Origin of the sequence: Acetobacter malorum, from assembly GCF_001580615.1 — a bacterium.
Classification (GTDB): domain Bacteria; phylum Pseudomonadota; class Alphaproteobacteria; order Acetobacterales; family Acetobacteraceae; genus Acetobacter; species Acetobacter malorum.
Genome location: NZ_LHZC01000048.1, coordinates 105,488 through 125,688, shown reverse-complemented (window position 1 = coordinate 125,688; position 20,201 = coordinate 105,488). Strand labels below are relative to the sequence as shown.

The window sequence follows — 20,201 nt, the reverse complement described above, 5'->3', positions numbered from 1 at the left end:
TAACCCTCCCCCTCCGCGGCGAAGGACGTCGGTCTGAATCTCGCTGCCACCCAAATGACCGGCGCGAGTATCTGTGCCGGTCTTCTAAGCCTGGGGCGCCCTTATACCTCCTCAGGCTCCGAAGGTTAGGCCAAACAAGAGTGTGTTTCTCACCATCTCGTTTATTGGATAAAAAACTGCCTGCATTTTTATCAGCCAAGTGAACGCCTGCGACATCAGGCTTCCATAAGGATAATATGCACAGACGGATGCTGCCATAGTCTGGTAAAGGTTGGTGTCAACTATGGCATTCTGCCGGCACCCTACGAAGGCGGCGATGCCAAGTAGCGATCCTATGAGTATAGTTTTGCGGAAGCGAAGTGCTGGAAGTTTCCACCGCAGAAGATAGTTAACGCTTTTAAAGATGTGCGTCAGAGCGCCAAGAACAGAGAAGAACAGAGCCACTGGAGGTGCGACCATAGCTTCCATGCCATTACGACCCACTAATTCTCTACTTCCACCATTTTCATAATCCTTGGCCGGATGGTCTATCTGGTTCGCGAAAATATCGTCCGTGCGAAAACCTATGACTTTGGGCCAGAGGTCCGAACGGAATGTATACGGCGTGAGGTCAGGTGGAATGGAGAAGGTGGCATTGTCTATCCCAAGACTTTCTTTCGCCTTATGCTGAATTCCGGCTGAGGCAAAGAAATCGCTGAACCGGTAGTACGGGTTGGCAGGCAAGTACCCGAACACATCAATCATGTGCCGCCGATAGGAGGTCCCCTTAACGCGCTCACCTTCAAGTCTGGAATAATCCTTGAACGTATCGTGCATTCTGTTCACAAACGGCTTGTAACCATCGTCGAACAATTTCTGCGAGTTCACGCTATTGCGAACAATAGCATTGTGTATCGCAGTCTTGATCCCAGAAGATATCTTAAGATCAACATTCTTCAGAGACAGAACGTAGAATGGCAGAATGGCCATCATTTGCTTGTCGGATGCTGATGCTTTAGGCCCAACAATCAGGGGAAACCCACTGAGATCGATACTGCCGTCCTGCACCCCTCCGACGACAAAATTGATTGCAACAGCCTCTTTCCTCTGCTGCCCGGAGGAGATATCGACAAAATGTGTGACCAGCTTTTTTTCAAGCGTATAGACTGATTTTACACAGATCACACAAGACACTGCCATCAAAACGATACGCGCAACCACCGACAGACTGCGCCGAGGCATGATGAAATTGCCCCAGATCAGAATGGTTACGGCCATGCCGGAGAGTATGCGTCCCCAGTCCTCGATGTTTTTCACGGCGTTCGCGCTTCCGCCAGCACCGATCACATCCAGAAGGCGAGCATTAAACGACAGCTCAAATACGAGATAAACGAACGTAATGACGGTGATCCATGGCAAATACCCACGCCCCTCACCAGCCCCAGACTTGCACATGCCCTTATTCCTGCAAATCAACATGCCCGGAGATAGCGTCAGAGCCTGAAAGCCCCCCGCCGCTCACGCGACCAACATCATCCACAAATTTCCCCTGAGCCTGAGCAGGGGGGCGACCCTCCGCTCTCGCCTCTCCCGTGACCTGATGGTGGCGCCGAGTGTTTTGGCTGTATGCCCCTGCCGAAGAGTAATGGTTCCGCTCTTCAGCCCGCTCGTAACTTTGCAGGCTATAAAACTTGTTCTGGCGATAAAACATCCCAGGACCATCAGCCGTATGAATTACCAGGCCATCCTGATTGAAAGAGAACGTGTATGGTGGGTTGCCGCCCCCCGATGGGATGCGGTGGATGCTAAGGCCGTTCTCACGTGTTGAGACCACTTCCCACGTCGGCAGGTAGTCTCCTGAATATTTATTCCCCTTAATCACCACCACGCTTTCATTGATGAACTGCTGTTGAGCGACAAGGCTGACGTTTGTGAGTTGAGTGTCGGCTGAATATTTGCTTCCCCGGAGAACGATCCGATCTGTTCTCCCAAGCGCTGGCACGATATCGTACGAATGGCCGGCATACTGGTAAGTTGCCTCAGGAGAGCCGGTGGGCACAAATTTCCCATTTACGACAACGCCAGAGCAGCCGGAGAGAGAGACCAGCCCTGAAATAGCGACTGCACAAGCCCCCATGCGGATGACACCTTTAACCTGGCGTCGCATAAGAGAACAAAAGGAGTAATGTGCATTCTCTTTTGCGGTGTAATTCGATTTGTACAAAAACATAACGCGTTCTTTTTCCGTTCTACTATCAGTCTTTTTCTACGAATATAATAAGTTAGCCCATTGCGTCTGACAATTCTTTTTTCTACAGATAGGGAAAGTCCTATCTGGAAAGTCGATCTCATGAGACAGGGTAATAAAAAATCAGGATCGCCATATTTCGCATGCATAACATTGCATGAACACCTCCCTCCTCTCGAATATCAGGAGGGCGGGGCAAGAGCGTGGATACGCACTGTTCGCGCGCACGAGGGCCCTCACGGCGAGACTGGTATTGCTATGTATATCGACGACGCAATCGGTGTGCGCACAACCAAATGGGAGAACAAGCTTCCCAAACGGCAAGAGATGTTTTCTGACCTCTCGCATGAAACATTTGACCGCGTACCAGGTCTGACGCCGGCAAGTCGCGAGAAGATTGTCTTTTTCCGTTCCCCACTGTGTATTGGCTTCAGTAAGAAGCACCTGGAAACGACAATCCAGTCAATATGGACTGCTGGCGCTGGCGTGTATGTCCAGACTGAAAATATCTTACTCCTCTCTGGGGACAATCTCGCGCACCTCAGCGACAAAATGCTTAGAGAGAAGCGGGCCGCCTCGATGCGCAGCTACAGAGCAGATGACACCTCCGCCTGCCCGCCTGCCCGCTCCACGACCAGAAACTCTTGATGTGAATGCCATGACAGTGAAATCAAAATCCGGCAAAACCCTCGAACATGCTATCAGCCTGTCCCATGAATATCAGAGCGATGCTGACTCAAGCAGCACGACAAGGGCATATGCAACAGACTGGGCCGCATTCGAGGAATGGTGTAAAATTAACGTTCTGCCCGCCCTGCCGGCTACTCCGGAGACTGTAGGAGCGTATCTCGCCTCCTGCGGAGAGGCATACGCAATGTCCACCCTCAGGAGGCGCGTGGCGGCCATTGCGCGTAAACATCGGCATGAAAACCACCCCCTCGACGTCCATCATAAATCTATCCGCGAGACATTGAGAGGGATCGCCAGAAACCACGCAACCCCGCAAAAGCAGGCTGCCGCCCTGACCACCAATGAAATTGTCAGGCTTATAGAAGTTTGTGGAGATGACCTTACAGGGCTGCGCGACAAAGCCCTCTTCCTCATGGGGTTTAGTGGCGCTCTGAGAAGATCTGAGCTGGTTGTTCTCACAGTGGCTAACATCAGGTTCATCGATGATGGAATGCAGATCACCATCGAGCGGTCTAAGACGGACGCGGAGGCGGAGGGAGCAGTTCTCACCATCGCCCGCGGCAGCTCTTCAGAGACTTGTCCGGTTTTCGCCCTTAAGGAATGGATGAAAGCGGCCGAGATCAGCTATGGGGCAATATTTCGTAAGGTCGACAGGTGGGGGAAAGTCCACGAGAAAGGGCTGGTTCCAGACGCCGTGCGTCAAATTTTGAAAAAACGTGCGGCTATGGCGGGGATTAAAGGGACAGTCATGGAGCCTATCTCTCCCCATGGCCTGCGGTCCGGATTTGTAACTACGGCTTATCGCAGCGGTGCAATGGATGAGGATATCATGGGCCACACGAGACATAAGACTCTCACGACGATGAGGCGATACATCCGGCGATCAAAACTAGGGGCCAAAAGTGTATCATCAAAAATAGGACTGTGAAAAAAAATGGTGGGTTGCACCAATAGCGTCGATAATCCATGGGAGGACAACCGAAATAAGCTCAGCCTGAAAGAACAGCAGCATGCATTATCGAACCCAAAAAGATCTCAAAAGGGATTTTCCTGCTGAAGTTGCAAGCGCAAAGACTAATGGTTATCTGGACCTCTCAGGGCATAAAGACATTGAAAGCCTCCCTGAGAGGATGAATTTAGAAGCGCTCAACGTCAGTGGATGCTCAAGCCTGAGATCTATCCCCAGCAGCCTTCAGGCTCAAAATTTGATCGCCAGAGACTGCCCGGAGCTTGAGTTCATCGGGGCGGAATTAAGCTCGATGACGCCTGGTTCGAGAATTGCCCGAAACTGACCAATCTCCCTCAAAGCTTTAGAGTTAGTGAATCCTTGTCTATATGGGCATGCCCTGTAGAGAACCTACCGGATGGTCTGGATTTGATAACGGACCTCACTATAGGCAAGAACGTGGCAATCAGATCTTTGCCGTCAAGCCTTTCCGCCAAAAAAGTATCCATTACTGATTGCCCGATATTTGAAGTTGTGCCGCCTGAGACAAGGGTAGGCTGGCTGTCAATTGTTCGCTGCAACGCATTCCGGGTCCTACCTGAAAATTTGAATTGCCCGGACGGCCTGACTTTAGCCGGCTGTAATAGCTTCACCAGTCTTCCGAACAAGCTTACTGTAGGGCAGCGCTTCTATCTGAGCTGCGACAACGTAAGGCTTGAGGGGACGGCGGGCCTCAACGTCGACACTCTTGAAATATCGGGCTGCCCGCTGATCAAGACCCTTCCAGAAGATCTGGTGGTCAAAGGGTCAATCATTGCGGAAAGATCTCACGTGGAGGGTATATCCTGGGATGTTTGGGATAAGAACGATGGAAAGATAATCCTTCCACACTCCTGCGTGCTCCCTTCACCCCCGTCTGCTGATTGTGGCCCCGCCCTGTAAGCTCCTCCGCCAGTCTCAAGGATGCCTCCTCCTCTGTTGAGGAGGATCATCTACACCGGCAGGCCCGAAGGAATGCGGTCACTACGCTTTTAACGTATGAACAGATGATGCTGCCGATACTCCTGTCGTACCGTCCAGGGTAATCGTCACTATCAAAAAAGCTCACATCTTCCTCCCAAATCTATCAATTGAGGGCAAGGCTATCACCCCGGTAGCCTGCGCACACAGCACCGTTCAGCTTTTTTAAGCTAGAAGGGTGTTCCTTGCACATAAAGCAAATATTCTTTGCTCAGAAATTATCCTTGTATGAAAGTTGAGCCATGCCCTCCACTGTAAGCAATGAATCCGCGCTCAAAGACAAACTCTTTAGCTTCGTGCGCGAAAATTCAATTCCATTCTCGTTCCGAGAATCCGACCTCTACCTGAAAGACAGCCCGGCTCTTGGCGACTTTCTGAAGGAGCTCGGGGTGTCGCCGGCTATCTCGTCGCGGTTCAAAAGCGAGCTGTCGGGGAACATGGCCTGGGAACTGTCTTTCTGGGGTGACAAAGCCCGTTATCAGCAGATTGCTGACGTTGAAATGTCCCGCCCCAATAGTAGCGGGACGCTTCTTCCGACCTCTTTCGCAGCATATGGCCCGAACTTCTCCCTCTCAGATATTGGGGATTTCAGTCGCATCAAAATCGCTCCAAAGGATGGTGCTTTCGCCATTTCTCCTGACATGGTGGGCCTTGTTTCCATAACCCTGGATAAAGTGCCGTCAAAAGACAATGACGCGACCTGGGCTGTGAAGGATCTGCTATGGGACGATGGCACTACCGGCGAGAATTATATCATTAAATTTGAGGGCAACACACTCTCTCCGGAAACTCTGAAAGCCGCTATCGAAACTTATGATATGCAGCCGCTTCCTGAGGATTGGAATCCTGAACCCGATGAGGGGATGGAACCCTAACCCGTAACGTCTCCACCGCTCATCTCGCCCGCAATTACCTCAGGGAAAAAGGCAGACCACAAAGTGACGCATTATACTAAACTCAGCGAGTTAAGAGGGGAATTCCCTACAGCTTTCCAAGCTGATGGATCGTTATTCCTTGCGGGTAAAGCTGAGATCGAAAGCCTTCCAGAAAACCTCTCATCGGACGGCCACATCAATCTCTCACGCTGCATTAACCTCCGGGCTATCCCTGCGGGGATAGCTCCCAAACTCTACCTGACGGCCTCAGAATGCCCATCTCTGACGAAAATCGCCGAAGGCCTTTCTCTATACTATGCCCGGTTCTGCGACTGCACCGCCCTGAAAGGCCTTCCTTCCGTTTTGACGGTCACTCATGGGCTGGCTGTAGATGGGTGTTCCAACCTCTCCGAAATTCCCTCCACAATCAAGGTCGGCTCCCTCAGTGCCAAACACTGCAAGGCACTTACCTCTCTGCCGGTAGGCCTATCTCCCCTGTCTGATTTGCATCTTGATGAATCAGGGGTGCGGGTAATTCCGGACGGCACAGTGGTTCGGCACGGCCTATCACTGATAAACACGCCCATTACGCATTTACCCGAGGGGCTTGGCTTGAAGTCCTATCTGAATGTTTCTAAGTGCGAAAACCTGAAGGAGCTTCCATCTGATCTTGGAAGGATATCATGGCTCCTTGCAAAAGACTGTACGTCACTCAGCGAGCTGCCCTCCGGCCTGGTCGTCGAAGAGCTGGATGTCCGCGGGTGCACAGCGCTTGAAGCTCTGCCGGAAGACCTGATCGTGAAGAGAGGACTGCTGCTTACGGGCTGCAACGGCATCAAAATCCCTCAAAAGGTCCTAGATAGGTGTGGTGAAAAAATCCACTACCCTGAAACCTATGAGGTGATCCCAGTCCCTGAAATCGACCAGCCCTCTCCGTAATCTCCCTCTACACCAAGTCTCAAGGAAAGGCGCGTCCGATGGACATGAACGAATTCAAAGCTAAGTGGAAATCATGCTTCGTGAATGGAGATATCCATCTGCATGGTTACTCCTACCCCGTGAAGCAGGAAGAGATTACAGCACTTCCCTCAAACCTACATGTCACCAGGAAGATGACATCCGGGGTGAATGGCGCAAATACTTACGAGGGCGGAAGCCTCGGAATTTTCAATCTTCCGGATCTAGCTGAAATCCCAGAAGGTGTGCGTGCCGACGACTCTTTTGATGTCCATTACTGTCATTCACTGACGACATTGCCATTGAGCATTAATCCGGCCAGACAAATTGGCGTCCGACACTGCAATTCATTCGAGAAATTTCCTGCGGGGAATTACCGGGCCGCCTATATAGGGCTGGAGGATCTCCCAAAACTAAATTCCATCTCTTCTGGTCTGAAAACCAATGGAGATTTGTTAATCCGCCGCTGTCCATCTCTCGCGTCTTTGTCGAACATCGAGGCATGGAACCGGTTGGTAATTTCAGAGTGCGAAGGTCTCAAGGCTATTGGCCATGAGGTTAAAACTGGCGTTTTGATTGTCACCGCATCGCCGAATCTTGAGTCACTGCCTGACGATATCGATCAAACGGTCAGCGTCGGCCTAATAGTTAACGGGGCCACCAAACTCCCCGCCCTGCCCTCAGTCAATCCTGACTGGACGACCTTGGACATGTCAGGCTGCACTGGCCTTATCAATGTTCCCGACCAGATCGCATTGCGGAGCGGCAACGCGCGCTTGAATCTGAGTGGCTGCTCATCTCTGGAAAATTTCCCGCATAAAATGATCGCCAGTGAAATTGATATCACTGGCTGCACGGCTGTGCGTGAAATTACGGGGACAGTTAAATCCAAAATCCTTGAGGCAGGAGGATGTAGTTCCTTGACGCGTCTTCCAGATGACATGGCCATCACATGGACGCTCAACCTGTCTCAATGCAACTCACTGACAGAACTCCCCAATAATCTTCATGTTGGGGGTTCCCTTATCTTGCGTGGCACCGGAGTGAGGGAGCTTCCACACGATCTTAGCCTCGGCGATAATGCGTGGGTCGACGTGCGCGACTGCGACGGCATTCGGATACCGCAGGAACTGATCGATTCAGGCAACGTAAGGCTCATGCTTCCCGGCAGCTACGAAGTTATCCCGGCGCGCGAGGTCGATCATCCCGCCCCTTAAGGCATCCCATACAAGCGGCTGATGGATGGACGGAGGGAGCGATCTCCACTATGATCCAGCCATTGCGCCGCATTCATCGCAGAGTAGAGTGTTCCCCGTTAAATCGGGGATTAACCCGCAGATCACAGCCTCCAGCCTGACGCTCCGTAGTGCTCCCCATGATTATGGGGATCGTCTCACTGGAAGGAATTCCCCGCACGAGCGGGGATCAACCTAAGACATCCGTCATGATGACTGCGAGGATGACGTGTTCCCCACCTAAGTGGGGATAGATTTGGCGACATTGCCAGCAGTGGCCGAAATCACGGGAATTCTGGAGTGTCCGGCCCATGATCTTGCTGAGGGTGCTCCTCGGCTTTGATCTGAGAGTGAAGGGCCTCGATCTTATCGAAACGCGCCGACGCCTGCTTGATCTGATCGGGCGTAAGCACAGCACGAACGGCCAGGGCCTGGTCAATGTCACGCTTTATGCGCTGTTGAGCATGCGCCACGGAATCTGCTTCCTTGTTGGCAATGGCATCTTTATCCAAAGACGGTGCCAGGATCAGCTTCGTGACGTCCGATTTTCCAATCTCTGGTGCATTCTTGGGATCCGGACGCCCCTGATCAAGAATGGCTTTCACTTTGATCTTCTGCTCCGGCGTAAGCTGTAAGCCATCAAGCATCTCAAAGGCCAGAGGCTTGTGGCATCCCGGAGGGAAGCCATGATGGGGGTGAGCGACAGCAGCGGAGGTGCCTGCGATTGCAAGGATAGCGGCCAGACCGATGCCTTTGATGGCTTTTCTCACGAACAAACTCCCTTTGGATTGGTAATCGTGCAAGGCTTACTTGGACGCGCAATTTGACAGGAATGTGTCGCAATACTTCCAGAATAGACACTAAACCTTTGCGAGCAATAAAGAATTTCTTAATTATGGAAAAAACACATTTGAGTTCTTGTTTTTCTTAGAATATTAATCCATGGAAAAGATGCCTTACGTGCCACAAAGGTGTGTTTTTTACAATTTCCATTTGGAGCTTGCATGAACAACAATGAATTTACCATGGTTCGCGACATCCCTGAATCACCTGCCGGGGTTCACCTCGGTCGCATCTATCTGCAGGTGTCGATCGGACTGGCCGTCTCGGCTCTTGTCGCCTATCTGGCCTTCCATCTTCCGGGAATTCGGGATGTTTTTTTTCGTCCCGACCATGATCTGACTATAGCTGGCACATCGGTATCTCTTCTACCATTCCTTCTCATTCTCGTGTTTTCGTAAGCCAGTCGTTCACACCGCCCCAGTTTTCTCTCGGACTTTTTTATCTGATAAGCGCCTGTATTGGCCTGCCCATGGCGGTTTTACCATTCCGCTTTTCTGGCTCATCAATCGTGAGTTCGGCCCTTATCACAGCGGCGACATTCTTTGCCCTGTCAATTTTTGCGATCACAACTAAGCGCAATCTGGGGTGGCTTGGCAATTTCCTGTTCTGTGGTCTCACAGCACTTTTGCTGATGTCCATTGGCAACCTATTTTTCGCAAGCGCACACCTAATGACGGCTCTGAACATCGCTTCCGTAATTCTCTTCTCCGGATACATTGCATTCGATACTCAATTGGCTGTTCAGAAGCATAATGACCGCAGTAACTGTTCAGACCTGTATGATGTTGCAGAGGACGCACTTAATATATACTTGGATATCGTCAATCTTTTTGTAAATCTATTGTTCCTTGTGGCCGGCGAGAAAAATTAATACCGTTTTCGCCTCTGGATGGAACACAAAAGAAAGCCCGCCTTGCAGCGGGCTTTTCCATTATGGGGCTGGCGTTTCCGGCTCCGGGCATGGCCAGACCTTTTTGCCATCAACTGTGACCGCCCCTAAAATCTCGGTACAGTAGAAAATGGGGTCTACATCGGACAGGCCAGGACAATCATCGATAATGATGTCGCCCCTGATACGGCTCTGCGGGGCAACCGCCTCCATGGCCGGCATCTCGGAAAGCCATAGACTACCTTCAATATTAATTTCCGCTTTGACCTCCGTCAGATCCGCACATCGCTTGATGCTGAGGTTGCCCCGAAGATCGAGATGCATCCCCACCTCTCTCAAGGAGTCGCAGTGCGCAATCGAGACATCCTTCCCCACCTTGAGGCATAGCGGCATCGCCTCCAGATTGCTCAGATCAGAAAGGAACAGGGAGCCGCCTAAGGTCAAATATTTCGGAAGATGCTTCACCAGATCATTGCCGGTGAAGACCATGCTTTGCCCAACGCGGAGGTCATCCGGAATGTGCGAGACATTTTTACACCGCCTCATGTCCAGCCCCCAGCCAACATTAAGGCCGTCAGGAATTCTGGTAAGCCCTGTGCACTGACGGAGGGAAAGCGTGCCTGGCACGTGCCAGTTCTCTGGAAGCTCCTCGATCTCTGTTTTGGCTGTAAGATCGACAGATCCATCTTTTTTGAAGGCACTAGGATAGGCCTTCTTGAGGTCCTCAACCGTTTTAAATTTCATTGTCAGAAGTCTCCCTGCAGCCCGGTAAAAGCTTCAAAATTCCATGTGCAGGCATAATGCCATGGACCGATGCAAGGCAGTCATCCGAGTGTGCTGTCAAGACAAAGACGCATCGCCCGTATTCGCGACGCAATAATCTCAGGGTCGATCTGATAGGTGACCGCCTTCCCCTCCACCACTTTCTTCCGAATGTGGTCCCAAGGCCCTCCGGGTGCGCAGATCATTCGGTTAACCTGTTCATCTGAGAGTCTGCCCGAATTTGTCAGAACTTCCCTGATATCAAGCAGAAAATCGCTATCAATAGGCTGATTGATAGGGCGCGTCTCACCGGTAACGTAATTTTTCGAGCAAGCCCGAAGCGCTCCAACGAGGTCGGTCCGAGCATTGAAAGCCTTTACGACTGATGGGTGAAAAGCCCCATCTCCCCACGCCTCGAATTCCCCCTTGATGGATGACCGCCCCCTACGCCTGGAGACATTCCGAGCGTGAACCAAGAAGAGGAGGCTATGAAGTTTATTTCCAGTGAGAGGCTGAATCGCGGGCATTCTGGCTGCCGTATCCAGTATCCAGTTGGCTACGGCCCGAGGGTCCTGTCTCAATTCGCTCCCCACGGAAAAAATAGTGGCATCCCGTCCCTGAATGCGCGGGGCCCTCACGAATTCAAGAGCCATTTTGCGACGTTGCCGGGAGGCCGCCCTCTCGGGTTCCGGACGTAATGGCCGCCTACTGCGTTAGCACGGAGGAGTGGATAAACACCCTCAAACGAGATGCCAAAAAGAAATTACTTCCATGATGTTTTTTGTCAATCAAGGAATATCAGGATCAGGGGGTTCGGTCACAGGCGACAGGCTATTAATCCATCCATCAGTCGCCTCAAGGCAAAGCTCTATCGCTGATTTCGACATGCTCGCCCTGCCACCTGGAAGAGGGTTCACCTCATTTAGGATCATCGCTTCATAGACCGGGATCAAGAACTCCAGTCTGCTTTTCAGGAGAGGAAGAGTATGACTCAGCTCTGGGATGGCCGCATCCATAAAATCTGGGTCTGCGCGCAGCGCGCAAGATAGATCAAAAATATCTCGCAATTTGAACTCAGAGGATCTGTATGCAATTTTTTTAGCAATTATCTCTGAAGGTGTTTCGACTGGAACCTCACGCCCATTAATCGACATCCACACATAAGGATCGTCCGTTAAAGGAGATATCTGAAGGAAGTCGATCTCGCCGCCCTGAAGTTCCAGTTTTAAGTAGTTTCCTGGGTATTGGAATTTTCTATCACCAAGAATTCTCTTAGTTGCTTCGCATTTATAAGGTGTAAGATCCCTAACTCTTCCGGAATGTAAGAATATGTCAATGTCATAACTAATACGATGCTTCAGATGCAGTGCTAAGGCTGTACCACCTCCGAAACTCCACTCATTTCCAGCTTTCAGACCTTCATCGAGTATCGTTAGAGCCTGCGGCAGAAGTTGCAGCCAGATAGATGCTGGCCATCTCTTCGATCCATGGGACATTTCGTTCTCCTCCTAAGCTGTATTCCCTGACTGCACTCTGCAGTTCCGGAAAGGTAAAGGCTCCGGCCAAAACCATGTGATGTAAAGTGGCAACAGGCACTTCATCGAACAGAGAACAAAGGTGTGCGCGCCAGCGTAATCCGAGCCGCCGCTGAGTGGCGTCCTCACTCCCTGCTGTCAGTATGGCTGTTAGCAAAACGATTTCTGTTGCTTCGCGAGCCCTGGGGGCATTGATCGTTTTCAACGCGGCCGACACCCATTTCTGGACATTAGATTCCATTAGCCGCATTGAAGCCTCTCTACGAGGATCGTAACTCTTTGACTTCTTTAGTTTTCTCATTAGAAATCACACCTTGAGCCGACCGTCCAAGGTCTTGACCCCAGACGCTCGAAACAATTCTGCCGGACGATGCCTGCCACCACAGGACATTTTGCCCGTCGGCACAACAAGCCCCTGCCGTGACATCTGATCCCTAAACCATGATTTCCCAGGCTCACTACCCGTGACAACGGCATAAACCTCTCTCAGATCCTTAAGCGTGAATTCCTCAGGAAGAAGGAACGCAGGCAGGGATGAATAAGTGGCCTTGTCTCGCATGCGGCGAATGGCGTCAGTCAGGATGCGCTGGTGATCAAAGCACAGGGGCAACTCCGCGGCCTCTTCCACGCGGTACAGGTCTCCATGAAGCTCTTCCGGGATGAGAGCGACGTCTACCATAGCGATGTAAGCCACAGAAACTGTCCACCCGCCTCTGTCGCGCAGAGGGCCGCCGTAAGTTGACAACTGCTCCATATAGCGAACGTCGACGCCAATTTTCCCTACAACCACCCTACGAACAGCGTCTTCGAGGGTTGAGTCGTCATCGGTATGGAGCCTCCCCCCGACCAGCCCGCGCATTCCCTCGTCCGGCTGCTTCTTGCGCGTTGGAAGGAGCACCTTCAGATCTCCGCCACTGATCACGAAGATCGCGCAGTCGACCATTACGAGGGGTACTCCATACCCTTCGCTATCTCTGGCCAACGGCTGAGATAGGAGTTCCTCGGACATTGCTTTCTCCATATCGAGTTAGTCTGGTTTTCACTCTAACAGCCCTGCCGATCAGAGGTAAGCTCATTTTTTAGTTAAACGGTATTGACTCCTAACTAAAACCACCCTCTTATGAGTTAGACGGAAATCAGGACTAACAGGAGGCGCAACAATGTATTCAGCAGAAGACCTGCTTTCGATTGCGAATTCTGAACCTGAGCGCCTGTTCGTCTCTCCCGACAGGATCAGCGCGATCTTCACCCAACTGGCGCGCAAGTGGCACCCAGACGCAAACGCAGGCGCACCAAACGCCTCCGCCGTGTTCAGCCACCTTGTAGACCTCCGTAACCGAGCCAATGAAAAGGTTCGGTGCAAAACCTGGTCGACGCCAGGACTGGTCGAAATCGCCGGGCGGAAGATCCGTTACTTCTACAAGGAAAAAAATGACATTGCTGACCTCTATATCGGGAACACGATAGGAGCAATTTCAGTTCGCGCTGAAAATCGCGACCTTGCCCTGAACATGGAAAAGACGGTTTCGGCTATCTCTTTCCCCAGCACTGGCATGGAACGGGTGTTCTCAAAAAGGCTTCCGGGAATTCGAGCTTCTTTTGACGGCCCTGATGGGGATAGGGTCGTAGTTTTCAGCAAACCCGCTGGCTTCATTCGCCTTGCCGACATCTTACGTGAAAGCGGGCCATTGGCAGCCCCTCATGTCGCCTGGATCATGAGTGAACTGCTAAGCCTGGCGACATTCTTCAATCTGGTCATGGGGATTGCGCACCAGGGCCTGAACATCGAGACGGTTTATATCCACCCTCAAACGCACACCGCTTTTATCGGAGGTGGCTGGCTCTACTCAGGCATGCTTGGACAGCCTCTGGTCGCGCTGCCTGACCAAACTGTCGATTGCGCTCCCTCACAGGCTTTAGCTGGGAAGAAGGTCTCAGCAGCTTTCGATATGGCATGTATCAGGGCCATAGGCCGACAGCTTCTGGGAGACTCTGGCGGAAGCAGTTTTCGTTCCAGGAAAGATGTCCCTGAAGCACTCGCCTCTTGGCTGCGGCTTCCCGGCTCCGGTGATCCCCGCATGGATTACAGCGATTGGGATGACGTCCTCGAAGCAAGCTTTGGGCCAAAAAAATTCATCACTCTGCCTATCACGGCACAACAAATTTACGGAAAGGATGCTTCCAATGGGTAACGGAAGATTTTCATCGTCAGACTGGGATGGCTTTTCGACGTCTTCGACCGTCGGCCGCTCCACAAGAGAAATTTTCACTGCCTCGAAACTGCATGACAACCTGAACCCGGCGCTGGCGCGGAATCTGACACGGGAGGCGCGAGACAGCGCCAGCAACCCGAATTCTACGCCGCTGATCGTTGGACTGGATGTGACAGGCTCCATGCACCGCATTCCCGATTACATGGTTCGTGACGGTCTGCCTGTGCTGTTCAAAAATATCTACGATCGCCAGCCCGTTCCTGATCCACAGATCATGTTTGCCGGGATTGGTGATGTCGTTTACGACCGGGCACCTTTGCAGGTCTCTCAGTTCGAGGCTGATATCTCCATCGCGGAGCAGTTGAAAGACCTGTATCTCGAAGGCGGTGGCGGCCCGAACCGTAGTGAATCCTACCCACTTGTCTGGTACTTCGCTGGGATGCACACGTCTACAGACTCTTTCGAGAAGCGGAAGAAGAAGGGATACCTCTTCACAATCGGCGATGAAATGGCGCCTGAAAGCATCACCGCCGCCGAGATCGAAAAAGTCATGGGCGTAAGGCCGCAGCAGGATTTCCTCACGACAGATCTGCTGGATCTTGCCTCACGCGCATGGAATGTCTTCCACATCACCATCGAGGAGGGCTTCAATTACAGACACATGAAAAACAGCGTTCGCTCAAACTGGGCTGGCCTGCTCGGCGAGCGGGCACTGTTTCTGTCAGATTACACTAAGCTGTCCGAACTGATCGTCTCAACGATCCAGATTTCGGAGGGCGAAAGTGCGGAAACCGTGGCGGATAGCTGGTCCGGCGACACGGCTCTGGTCATTCGGGAGTCCACGCGAGGACTGTCCAAATCCAATGGAAGCGGCAAAGGCGTGACCCGGTTCTGACCGGGGGCGCTACGAAGACCGAGGCTCAGGAGAAAACGCATGGATAAACGCAGGACCGCCACAGCCGTGATAGGCGCAGCATGGGGGGACGAAGGGAAAGGGCTGCTGACAGATGCCTTCTCCACCACATCAACCGTTGTTGTACGCCACAACTCCGGCGCGCAGGCCGGGCACACTGTTCAAACAGACGATGGAAGACGCCATGTTTTCCATCACTTCGGCTCTGGAACTTTTAAGGGGGCCACGACCTATCTCAGTCAGTTTTTCGTCTGCAACCCCATCGCGTTCGGCGCAGAAAAGAGAGAGCTGGCAGAGATCACAAACGCGCCCCCTGTGGTTTACGCTCACCCGGACAGCCTCGTTACGACACCTTGGGACATGATGATCAATCAGATCGTCGAGGAGGCCCGTGGAAGCGCGAGGCACGGATCTTGTGGAATGGGGTTCAATGAAACCATCCAACGCTCCAAGCATCCTGAACAGACCCTTACAGTCAGGAATATCGCACAGATGGCGTCCATAGAGCTTTGCGGATACCTGGAGCGGATACGGGATGACTATGTCCCGGTTCGCCTGAAAGCTCTTGGGGTGACACCATCAAGGACATGGCAGGAGCGGCTGGCCTCGCCAAAGAACATCTCTGTATTCTTGGATGCCTGCGCGGACTTCCTGGGCGCGGTGGGGATTGCTTACGGAGGGAAGGATAGTGTCTTCGATGCGAGCGATAATTTCGTCTTCGAGGGCGCGCAGGGCCTGCTACTCGATGCCGAGCGGGGCGCATTTCCCTATGTGACCAACTCCCGCACAGGCCTGACGAACATCATCACTCTGGCGCGCGAGATAGGTCTCGACAATCTGCAGGTGGTGCACGCCACGCGCGCCTACGCTACGCGGCATGGTGCAGGACCTTTCCCACGCGAGGTGGCGGGCCTGCGTTACGAGGACAAGACCAACGTTCCGAATGAATGGCAGGGAACGCTGAGATTTGGAGAGATCGATACGGATCTTCTCGCAGAAGTCATTCGCCTTGATTACAAGGATCAGAGCCTATCTGGGATCGAGATCAAACAACGTCTGGCCGTAACCTGCATGGATCAGGTGGGGCCGTCTATCAGCTTCTGGCAGAATGCAGCCCGGAAGACTGTAGGCCATGCGGATTTCCTCGACTGCCTGCGGCAGCAGTTAGGCACTCAAGACATCATCACAAGCCACGGCCCGACGCGGTCAGCAATTTCATTCTAAAAGTATTGGAATTACAATACTTTGTTGGAACTCGTTAGAGCAAACTGTTAGCATCGGAGGGGTGTTCTCCCCTCGTCATTTTCGGCTTTAGAAACATTTATATTCATATAGTTAGAGGCGTCTGTAGAGAGATCAGTGAATTGAAATCTGAAGCCGTAAATCCTTCATTAAGCGCGCCCTGACTGATGCTACTGAAGATTGCTTTTCATCAGAGACCAGCCAAGGGCCGGAGGATGTCCTTTGCACGGCTCCAGTGTAACGTCCAAAGCTGGTGTTCCAGACAAGAGAGGGCGATATGGCCAAATTCCCAGAAAAATGGATGACATCAATCAGGCTCGCTGCCGATGGAATTGAGACCTTGCGACGCTCAGACGTGTATCGGGTTTTGGGTGACACATCCTCCCCGGAGGAGGCACACGAAATGGGAGCAGAAATCATCAAGGCCAGACCGGACCTGAAAGATGAAGTGGAGGAAATTCTGGAGGACGAATTCCCCATTCCCAAGCGCCAGGAAAGTCAGGATTTCACGCCTTAGCCCGCCCTGCCCTTGCGATATGATTGTTTGAGGACTGAAACCTCACATAAACAGTCACTTAGGAATCTGGCAAGGTTAGTTATTCAAGGCTTTCCCACAAGGTTTTCAACAGAAATGTGGATAACTAACCCGGACGGAATAATGGCTTGCTGCAACCAAGATAAATCCAATGGTACAAATGGTTTTATTTTATTCCTTCCGCAAGGCGAACTCGCTGTGTTAATATCTGGTTAAGCGCTTCTACTCTTTTATCAACAGGAAGAAAATGAAACCGAACAAAAAAATGATGCGCCTGACCAAAGCCGAAAAAGAATGGCTGGATCGACTGCAGGCCGTTCTTTCGGATGCCCCGTCAGATCGCCTCGGTTTCTATACAATCGGGGATTGTGATGTTTTTGTCTTCGACAAGACCAGGTGGGCGGACATCGAAAATCATATCGAATCGACCCCCAAAGGTATGGACTTCGCTCCTGCTGTGGATGCTGTCGGTGGAGGGGTGGTGAAAACCCTTGTATTCCCCTCAAATGTGCTTTCAGTCTCAGGATAACAGCAATGATCGACAATTAGGTCTGTGACCCGCAGGACGCTGAAAGCTCGGATGAAGCGTCACCGAATGAGGCGGAAGGGGAGTCCAAAAGCGTCATTATCGTTGCCTTGGGCATTAACCTGACAATTGCCTTCTTTAAGACGCTCTGCTCCGTCGTCACGATGTCCTCAGGCATGCTTTCTGAAAGCGTTCATTCCTTTGTGGACTGCGGCAACCAGGTGCTCCAGCTTATCGGGATGCAGGAGGCAAAGAGAAAGCCTACCGCACAGCACCCTCTTGGGTTTCACCGGTCGGAATATATCTACGCTTTCCTTGTCCCCACCATGATTTTTATTGGCGGCGCAGCAACCTCTCTGTACGAGGGGATTGGCAAGATCATCCACCCAGAGCCTCTGCAGTCCGTGCATGCGTTCGGTCATTCTATCCCTGGGTGGGCATTTAACCTTGCTGTACTGGGGGTCTCTATAGTCCTTGAAGGATATGGCCTGAAAAACGCATGGTCCGCTTTGGCTATCCTGCATAACGGGTTGATGGCCCCGTTACCGCAAGGTTTCTGAAGACCATTCCGGGAGATTTGAACCTCCCGAGTGGTCGAACCGCGAGCCTTGCGCGCTTCCCTGCGGGCCGGACCTGGTTTCTTCCGGCCATGATGACCGGGAGCGGACGGCGGTAGCCAACGCGATCTTTTCCCCTTCGTATCCGGGAGATCGCTGTCTGCGCCATTTTGATTTGCCCATGACAATCCACCCACCCTCTGAGCCGCCCGAAGTCGGGCAGGATCTCCATTTCGCGCGCACAATCCTTCCACTGGTCATGCGGTGCGATAAGGGAGGGTTCATAGAGCGGGAGGATGTCTGCGTTCCGGTCACAGGCGTGGGCGAGGCCCCGCCGTGCGACTTCCGCCGCCGCCGCGCACGGATCGGGCAGGTCAAAGACCAGATTGCCGATCGTGCTGCTCCAGGCGGCGTGGACTGTGGAGACGGTCAGTCCGGCCAGCCTGGCCCGACGGGTCAGGCTGGCGAGAATGACCGAACGCCCCCAGAAGTTGATAAGCCGGTTCAGGGCCTTGTTCTTTGTGCGGGAACGGAGCTTGCCAAGGCCATGTTCGAGCGTGATCAGTCCGGCGTTCCACTTGCGCGCCAGCCGCACGGCATGCCCGGCCGCGCGGGACAGAACCTCACGGGTCAGATCGTCGGACGCATTCTGTGGAATGTCGAGGCGGATGCATTCACTGTCGAGAACCTTGCAGTCTGACAGTTTTGTCGGGTCCCCCCGGTTTTCAATGACGGTCAGACCGATGAAGTTCGGGTTGAGGTCGATCCCCAGCGCGCGGCCGGGCGCGGGCCGGATCGGCGTGCGCCACTGGGGATGGACGGGACGGGCTTCAGCGGAGATCCGGGGCCGGGGCGCGACGTAGCCCGGCCCCCGGCCACGCCCGCGGGCACGGCGGCCGCTGGCGGCCTGATCCCGGTCTCTGGCCAGGGTCAGCGTCTCACCGGGCTGCAGGCGGCGCAGATCCATCTCATCGAAGGTGAGGTGAAGACGGTGGTTGTCGATCCGGAACTGGACAGAGATTTCCTTGTCCGGAGCCAGCAGGGTCAGTGCCCGGATGATCTTTCCCCACGTGCCCCGCATTTCGGGCAGGTGCAGCACCACCGGCTTTTTCAGGACGGTGACCGTGCAGGTCCGGCCTTCATCGGACAGGCGAAAGTGCCGGTTGCCATTGAAATTGCGCACACCGACGGATGTCATCGGCCTCAGGCGCAGGGCCTTCCATGCCGCGCTGGAGATCAGACCTCTCTGACGGCGCTGAAGTGCGGCTTTCCCGCCGAAGACAATGTCTTTCTCGGGCAGGGCCGCGGCCTCCAGCACGGCGCAGTGCGCCAGCCAGTGGTCAATGCCACTGGTCCGGTGGCGGTCATAGAGCGTGGTGGTCAGGTCTTTCAGAACCGTGCCGGCATCCCGGCGCAGGGCCTGGCAGGCGCTGCGGACGATCGCGCCGTAGCCGCGGCGCCAGGCGGACAGCACAGCGCGTCCTTCTGTCGATGCCTGATAGGGAATGCTGATCGTCTGCATGAGGAGAACATAGTATGAACAAACTATTGCGGCAACCCGAGGCCCGACTATTTTATCCTTGTCCCATCAACCCCGTTTGCAGGAGAGCCGTAATTCCCTATCCTAGAATTCTGGACCTTCGGGCTGGGCGATCTCACAAAGAGTGCCCTGGTGCGTAGCATGTGCCTCATAAGCCGGCATGGGGGTCATGGCTCTGGAAAGCTGCGCAAGAGCTTCGGGGCACAGACCTCCGCCGCAATCCTTTTCAATGGCCGCAAATTCATCATGAGTGACAATGCCATCAGTCGCAGTGCCATCGCCCCATTCAAATGTGCAGTGCCAGCCTGAACCCAATTGGACGATCTCGAAAGCGTCCAACCCAACACAATCCGGGGCAAGCCGCCTCTGCCTGGTCTCCGGTGTCGATATGAAGGTGATCCTTTGGATACGGTCTGTGGCATTGGCGATGCCAAAACCGTTGTCGCCCCATTGAGCGTAAATCCTCCGCTGGCCGCAAGATAGTTCCGCATAAATATTTGATGGAATTCCTCTGGCTTCATCAGAAACTTGAGGACTCTTATTCCTATCGTCAACGATCTTCACCTTAACTCTCCTTCAAAGCCAAGTTTGTCTTCGGATCGTCAATTCTATCTCAGACTCATGCAAGTTACTCCAGTCCGGCCAGAGGGCAGAAATTTTGCTGCCTGCAACTCGAATTTGTCCCTTGCATGGAAA

General features: G+C 53.0%; 23 protein-coding genes. 15 read left to right on the top strand and 8 right to left on the bottom strand.

The window, feature by feature from the left end; all coding sequences use genetic code 11:
• Window positions 1–111: 111 nt before the first annotated feature.
• Window positions 112–1,434 carry a hypothetical protein gene (locus AD930_RS08055; RefSeq protein WP_061505818.1) on the bottom strand — a complete coding sequence of 441 codons (1,323 nt, stop codon included), beginning with the start codon at window positions 1,432–1,434 and terminating at the stop codon, window positions 112–114.
• A gap of 4 nt (window positions 1,435–1,438) precedes the next feature.
• Complete coding sequence (locus AD930_RS08050; protein WP_156476937.1) at window positions 1,439–2,116, bottom strand: hypothetical protein; 678 nt, start codon at window positions 2,114–2,116, stop codon at window positions 1,439–1,441.
• A gap of 369 nt (window positions 2,117–2,485) precedes the next feature.
• Between AD930_RS08050 and AD930_RS18095 the strand changes: the two genes are divergently transcribed.
• The 7 genes from AD930_RS18095 (at window position 2,486) to AD930_RS08020 (ending at window position 7,932) form a co-directional block, all read left to right on the top strand.
• The gene (locus AD930_RS18095) at window positions 2,486–2,875 is read left to right on the top strand and encodes a hypothetical protein (RefSeq protein WP_167375162.1); all 390 of its coding nucleotides are present in this window, start codon (window positions 2,486–2,488) and stop codon (window positions 2,873–2,875) included.
• 10 nt (window positions 2,876–2,885) lie between these two features.
• Window positions 2,886–3,845: a site-specific integrase gene (locus AD930_RS08040; protein WP_167375161.1), complete on the top strand. Its 960-nt coding sequence runs from the start codon at window positions 2,886–2,888 to the stop codon at window positions 3,843–3,845.
• An 82-nt stretch (window positions 3,846–3,927) separates the two neighbouring features.
• Window positions 3,928–4,209, top strand: coding sequence for a hypothetical protein (locus AD930_RS08035; protein ID WP_061505814.1), 282 nt, complete (start codon window positions 3,928–3,930; stop codon window positions 4,207–4,209).
• Between the two features lie 83 nt (window positions 4,210–4,292).
• Entirely contained in the window at window positions 4,293–4,805 is a 513-nt protein-coding gene (locus AD930_RS17775; RefSeq protein WP_156476936.1) for a hypothetical protein, read from the top strand.
• 320 nt (window positions 4,806–5,125) lie between these two features.
• Window positions 5,126–5,758, top strand: coding sequence for a hypothetical protein (locus AD930_RS08030; RefSeq protein WP_061505813.1), 633 nt, complete (start codon window positions 5,126–5,128; stop codon window positions 5,756–5,758).
• Window positions 5,759–5,821: 63 nt separating this feature from the next.
• Window positions 5,822–6,697 (top strand): hypothetical protein, encoded by an 876-nt coding sequence (locus AD930_RS08025; protein WP_061505812.1) that lies wholly within the window; start codon window positions 5,822–5,824, stop codon window positions 6,695–6,697.
• A 38-nt stretch (window positions 6,698–6,735) separates the two neighbouring features.
• Complete coding sequence (locus AD930_RS08020; RefSeq protein WP_061505811.1) at window positions 6,736–7,932, top strand: disease resistance family protein; 1,197 nt, start codon at window positions 6,736–6,738, stop codon at window positions 7,930–7,932.
• 302 nt (window positions 7,933–8,234) lie between these two features.
• On the opposite strand, the gene AD930_RS08015 is transcribed toward AD930_RS08020, so the two are convergent.
• A complete protein-coding gene (locus AD930_RS08015) occupies window positions 8,235–8,720 on the bottom strand; it encodes a Spy/CpxP family protein refolding chaperone (RefSeq protein ID WP_061505810.1) in 486 nt (161 codons plus the stop codon).
• Window positions 8,721–8,954: 234 nt separating this feature from the next.
• Here AD930_RS08015 and AD930_RS17770 point away from each other — a divergent pair, with 234 nt between their 5' ends.
• Window positions 8,955–9,191, top strand: a complete 237-nt coding sequence (locus AD930_RS17770) for a hypothetical protein (protein ID WP_156476935.1) — start codon at window positions 8,955–8,957, stop codon at window positions 9,189–9,191.
• Window positions 9,146–9,664 (top strand): Bax inhibitor-1 family protein, encoded by a 519-nt coding sequence (locus tag AD930_RS17400; protein ID WP_082781763.1) that lies wholly within the window; start codon window positions 9,146–9,148, stop codon window positions 9,662–9,664. The genes AD930_RS17770 and AD930_RS17400 overlap by 46 nt, the downstream gene beginning before the upstream one ends.
• 60 nt (window positions 9,665–9,724) lie before the next feature.
• Here AD930_RS17400 and AD930_RS08000 read toward each other — a convergent pair whose 3' ends face one another.
• The 3 genes from AD930_RS08000 to AD930_RS07985 form a co-directional block, all read right to left on the bottom strand.
• Window positions 9,725–10,426 carry a hypothetical protein gene (locus AD930_RS08000; protein WP_061505807.1) on the bottom strand — a complete coding sequence of 234 codons (702 nt, stop codon included), beginning with the start codon at window positions 10,424–10,426 and terminating at the stop codon, window positions 9,725–9,727.
• 806 nt (window positions 10,427–11,232) lie between these two features.
• Window positions 11,233–11,940 (bottom strand): nucleotidyl transferase AbiEii/AbiGii toxin family protein, encoded by a 708-nt coding sequence (locus AD930_RS07990; RefSeq protein WP_061505805.1) that lies wholly within the window; start codon window positions 11,938–11,940, stop codon window positions 11,233–11,235.
• A gap of 346 nt (window positions 11,941–12,286) precedes the next feature.
• Window positions 12,287–12,988 carry an NUDIX hydrolase gene (locus AD930_RS07985; RefSeq protein ID WP_156476934.1) on the bottom strand — a complete coding sequence of 234 codons (702 nt, stop codon included), beginning with the start codon at window positions 12,986–12,988 and terminating at the stop codon, window positions 12,287–12,289.
• Between the two features lie 151 nt (window positions 12,989–13,139).
• On the opposite strand from AD930_RS07985, the gene AD930_RS07980 reads away from it, so the two are divergent.
• The 6 genes from AD930_RS07980 to AD930_RS18505 all read left to right on the top strand — a co-directional run bounded on the left by AD930_RS07980 (window position 13,140) and on the right by AD930_RS18505 (window position 17,968).
• The gene (locus AD930_RS07980) at window positions 13,140–14,171 is read left to right on the top strand and encodes a J domain-containing protein (protein WP_061505803.1); all 1,032 of its coding nucleotides are present in this window, start codon (window positions 13,140–13,142) and stop codon (window positions 14,169–14,171) included.
• Window positions 14,164–15,087, top strand: a complete 924-nt coding sequence (locus tag AD930_RS07975) for a hypothetical protein (RefSeq protein WP_061505802.1) — start codon at window positions 14,164–14,166, stop codon at window positions 15,085–15,087. The genes AD930_RS07980 and AD930_RS07975 overlap by 8 nt, the downstream gene beginning before the upstream one ends.
• 39 nt (window positions 15,088–15,126) lie before the next feature.
• Window positions 15,127–16,329: an adenylosuccinate synthetase gene (locus AD930_RS07970; protein WP_061505801.1), complete on the top strand. Its 1,203-nt coding sequence runs from the start codon at window positions 15,127–15,129 to the stop codon at window positions 16,327–16,329.
• A 295-nt stretch (window positions 16,330–16,624) separates the two neighbouring features.
• Window positions 16,625–16,864 carry a hypothetical protein gene (locus AD930_RS07965; protein ID WP_061505800.1) on the top strand — a complete coding sequence of 80 codons (240 nt, stop codon included), beginning with the start codon at window positions 16,625–16,627 and terminating at the stop codon, window positions 16,862–16,864.
• A gap of 265 nt (window positions 16,865–17,129) precedes the next feature.
• On the top strand, window positions 17,130–17,411 hold the full coding sequence (locus AD930_RS07960; RefSeq protein ID WP_061505799.1) for a hypothetical protein: 282 nt from the start codon (window positions 17,130–17,132) through the stop codon (window positions 17,409–17,411).
• Between the two features lie 107 nt (window positions 17,412–17,518).
• The gene (locus tag AD930_RS18505; RefSeq protein WP_167375160.1) at window positions 17,519–17,968 is read left to right on the top strand and encodes a cation diffusion facilitator family transporter; all 450 of its coding nucleotides are present in this window, start codon (window positions 17,519–17,521) and stop codon (window positions 17,966–17,968) included.
• Here AD930_RS18505 and AD930_RS07950 read toward each other — a convergent pair.
• Window positions 17,922–19,487 carry a hypothetical protein gene (locus AD930_RS07950; protein WP_061505797.1) on the bottom strand — a complete coding sequence of 522 codons (1,566 nt, stop codon included), beginning with the start codon at window positions 19,485–19,487 and terminating at the stop codon, window positions 17,922–17,924. The genes AD930_RS18505 and AD930_RS07950 overlap by 47 nt on opposite strands.
• 102 nt (window positions 19,488–19,589) lie before the next feature.
• On the bottom strand, window positions 19,590–20,069 hold the full coding sequence (locus AD930_RS07945; protein WP_061505796.1) for a hypothetical protein: 480 nt from the start codon (window positions 20,067–20,069) through the stop codon (window positions 19,590–19,592).
• Window positions 20,070–20,201: the final 132 nt, after the last annotated feature.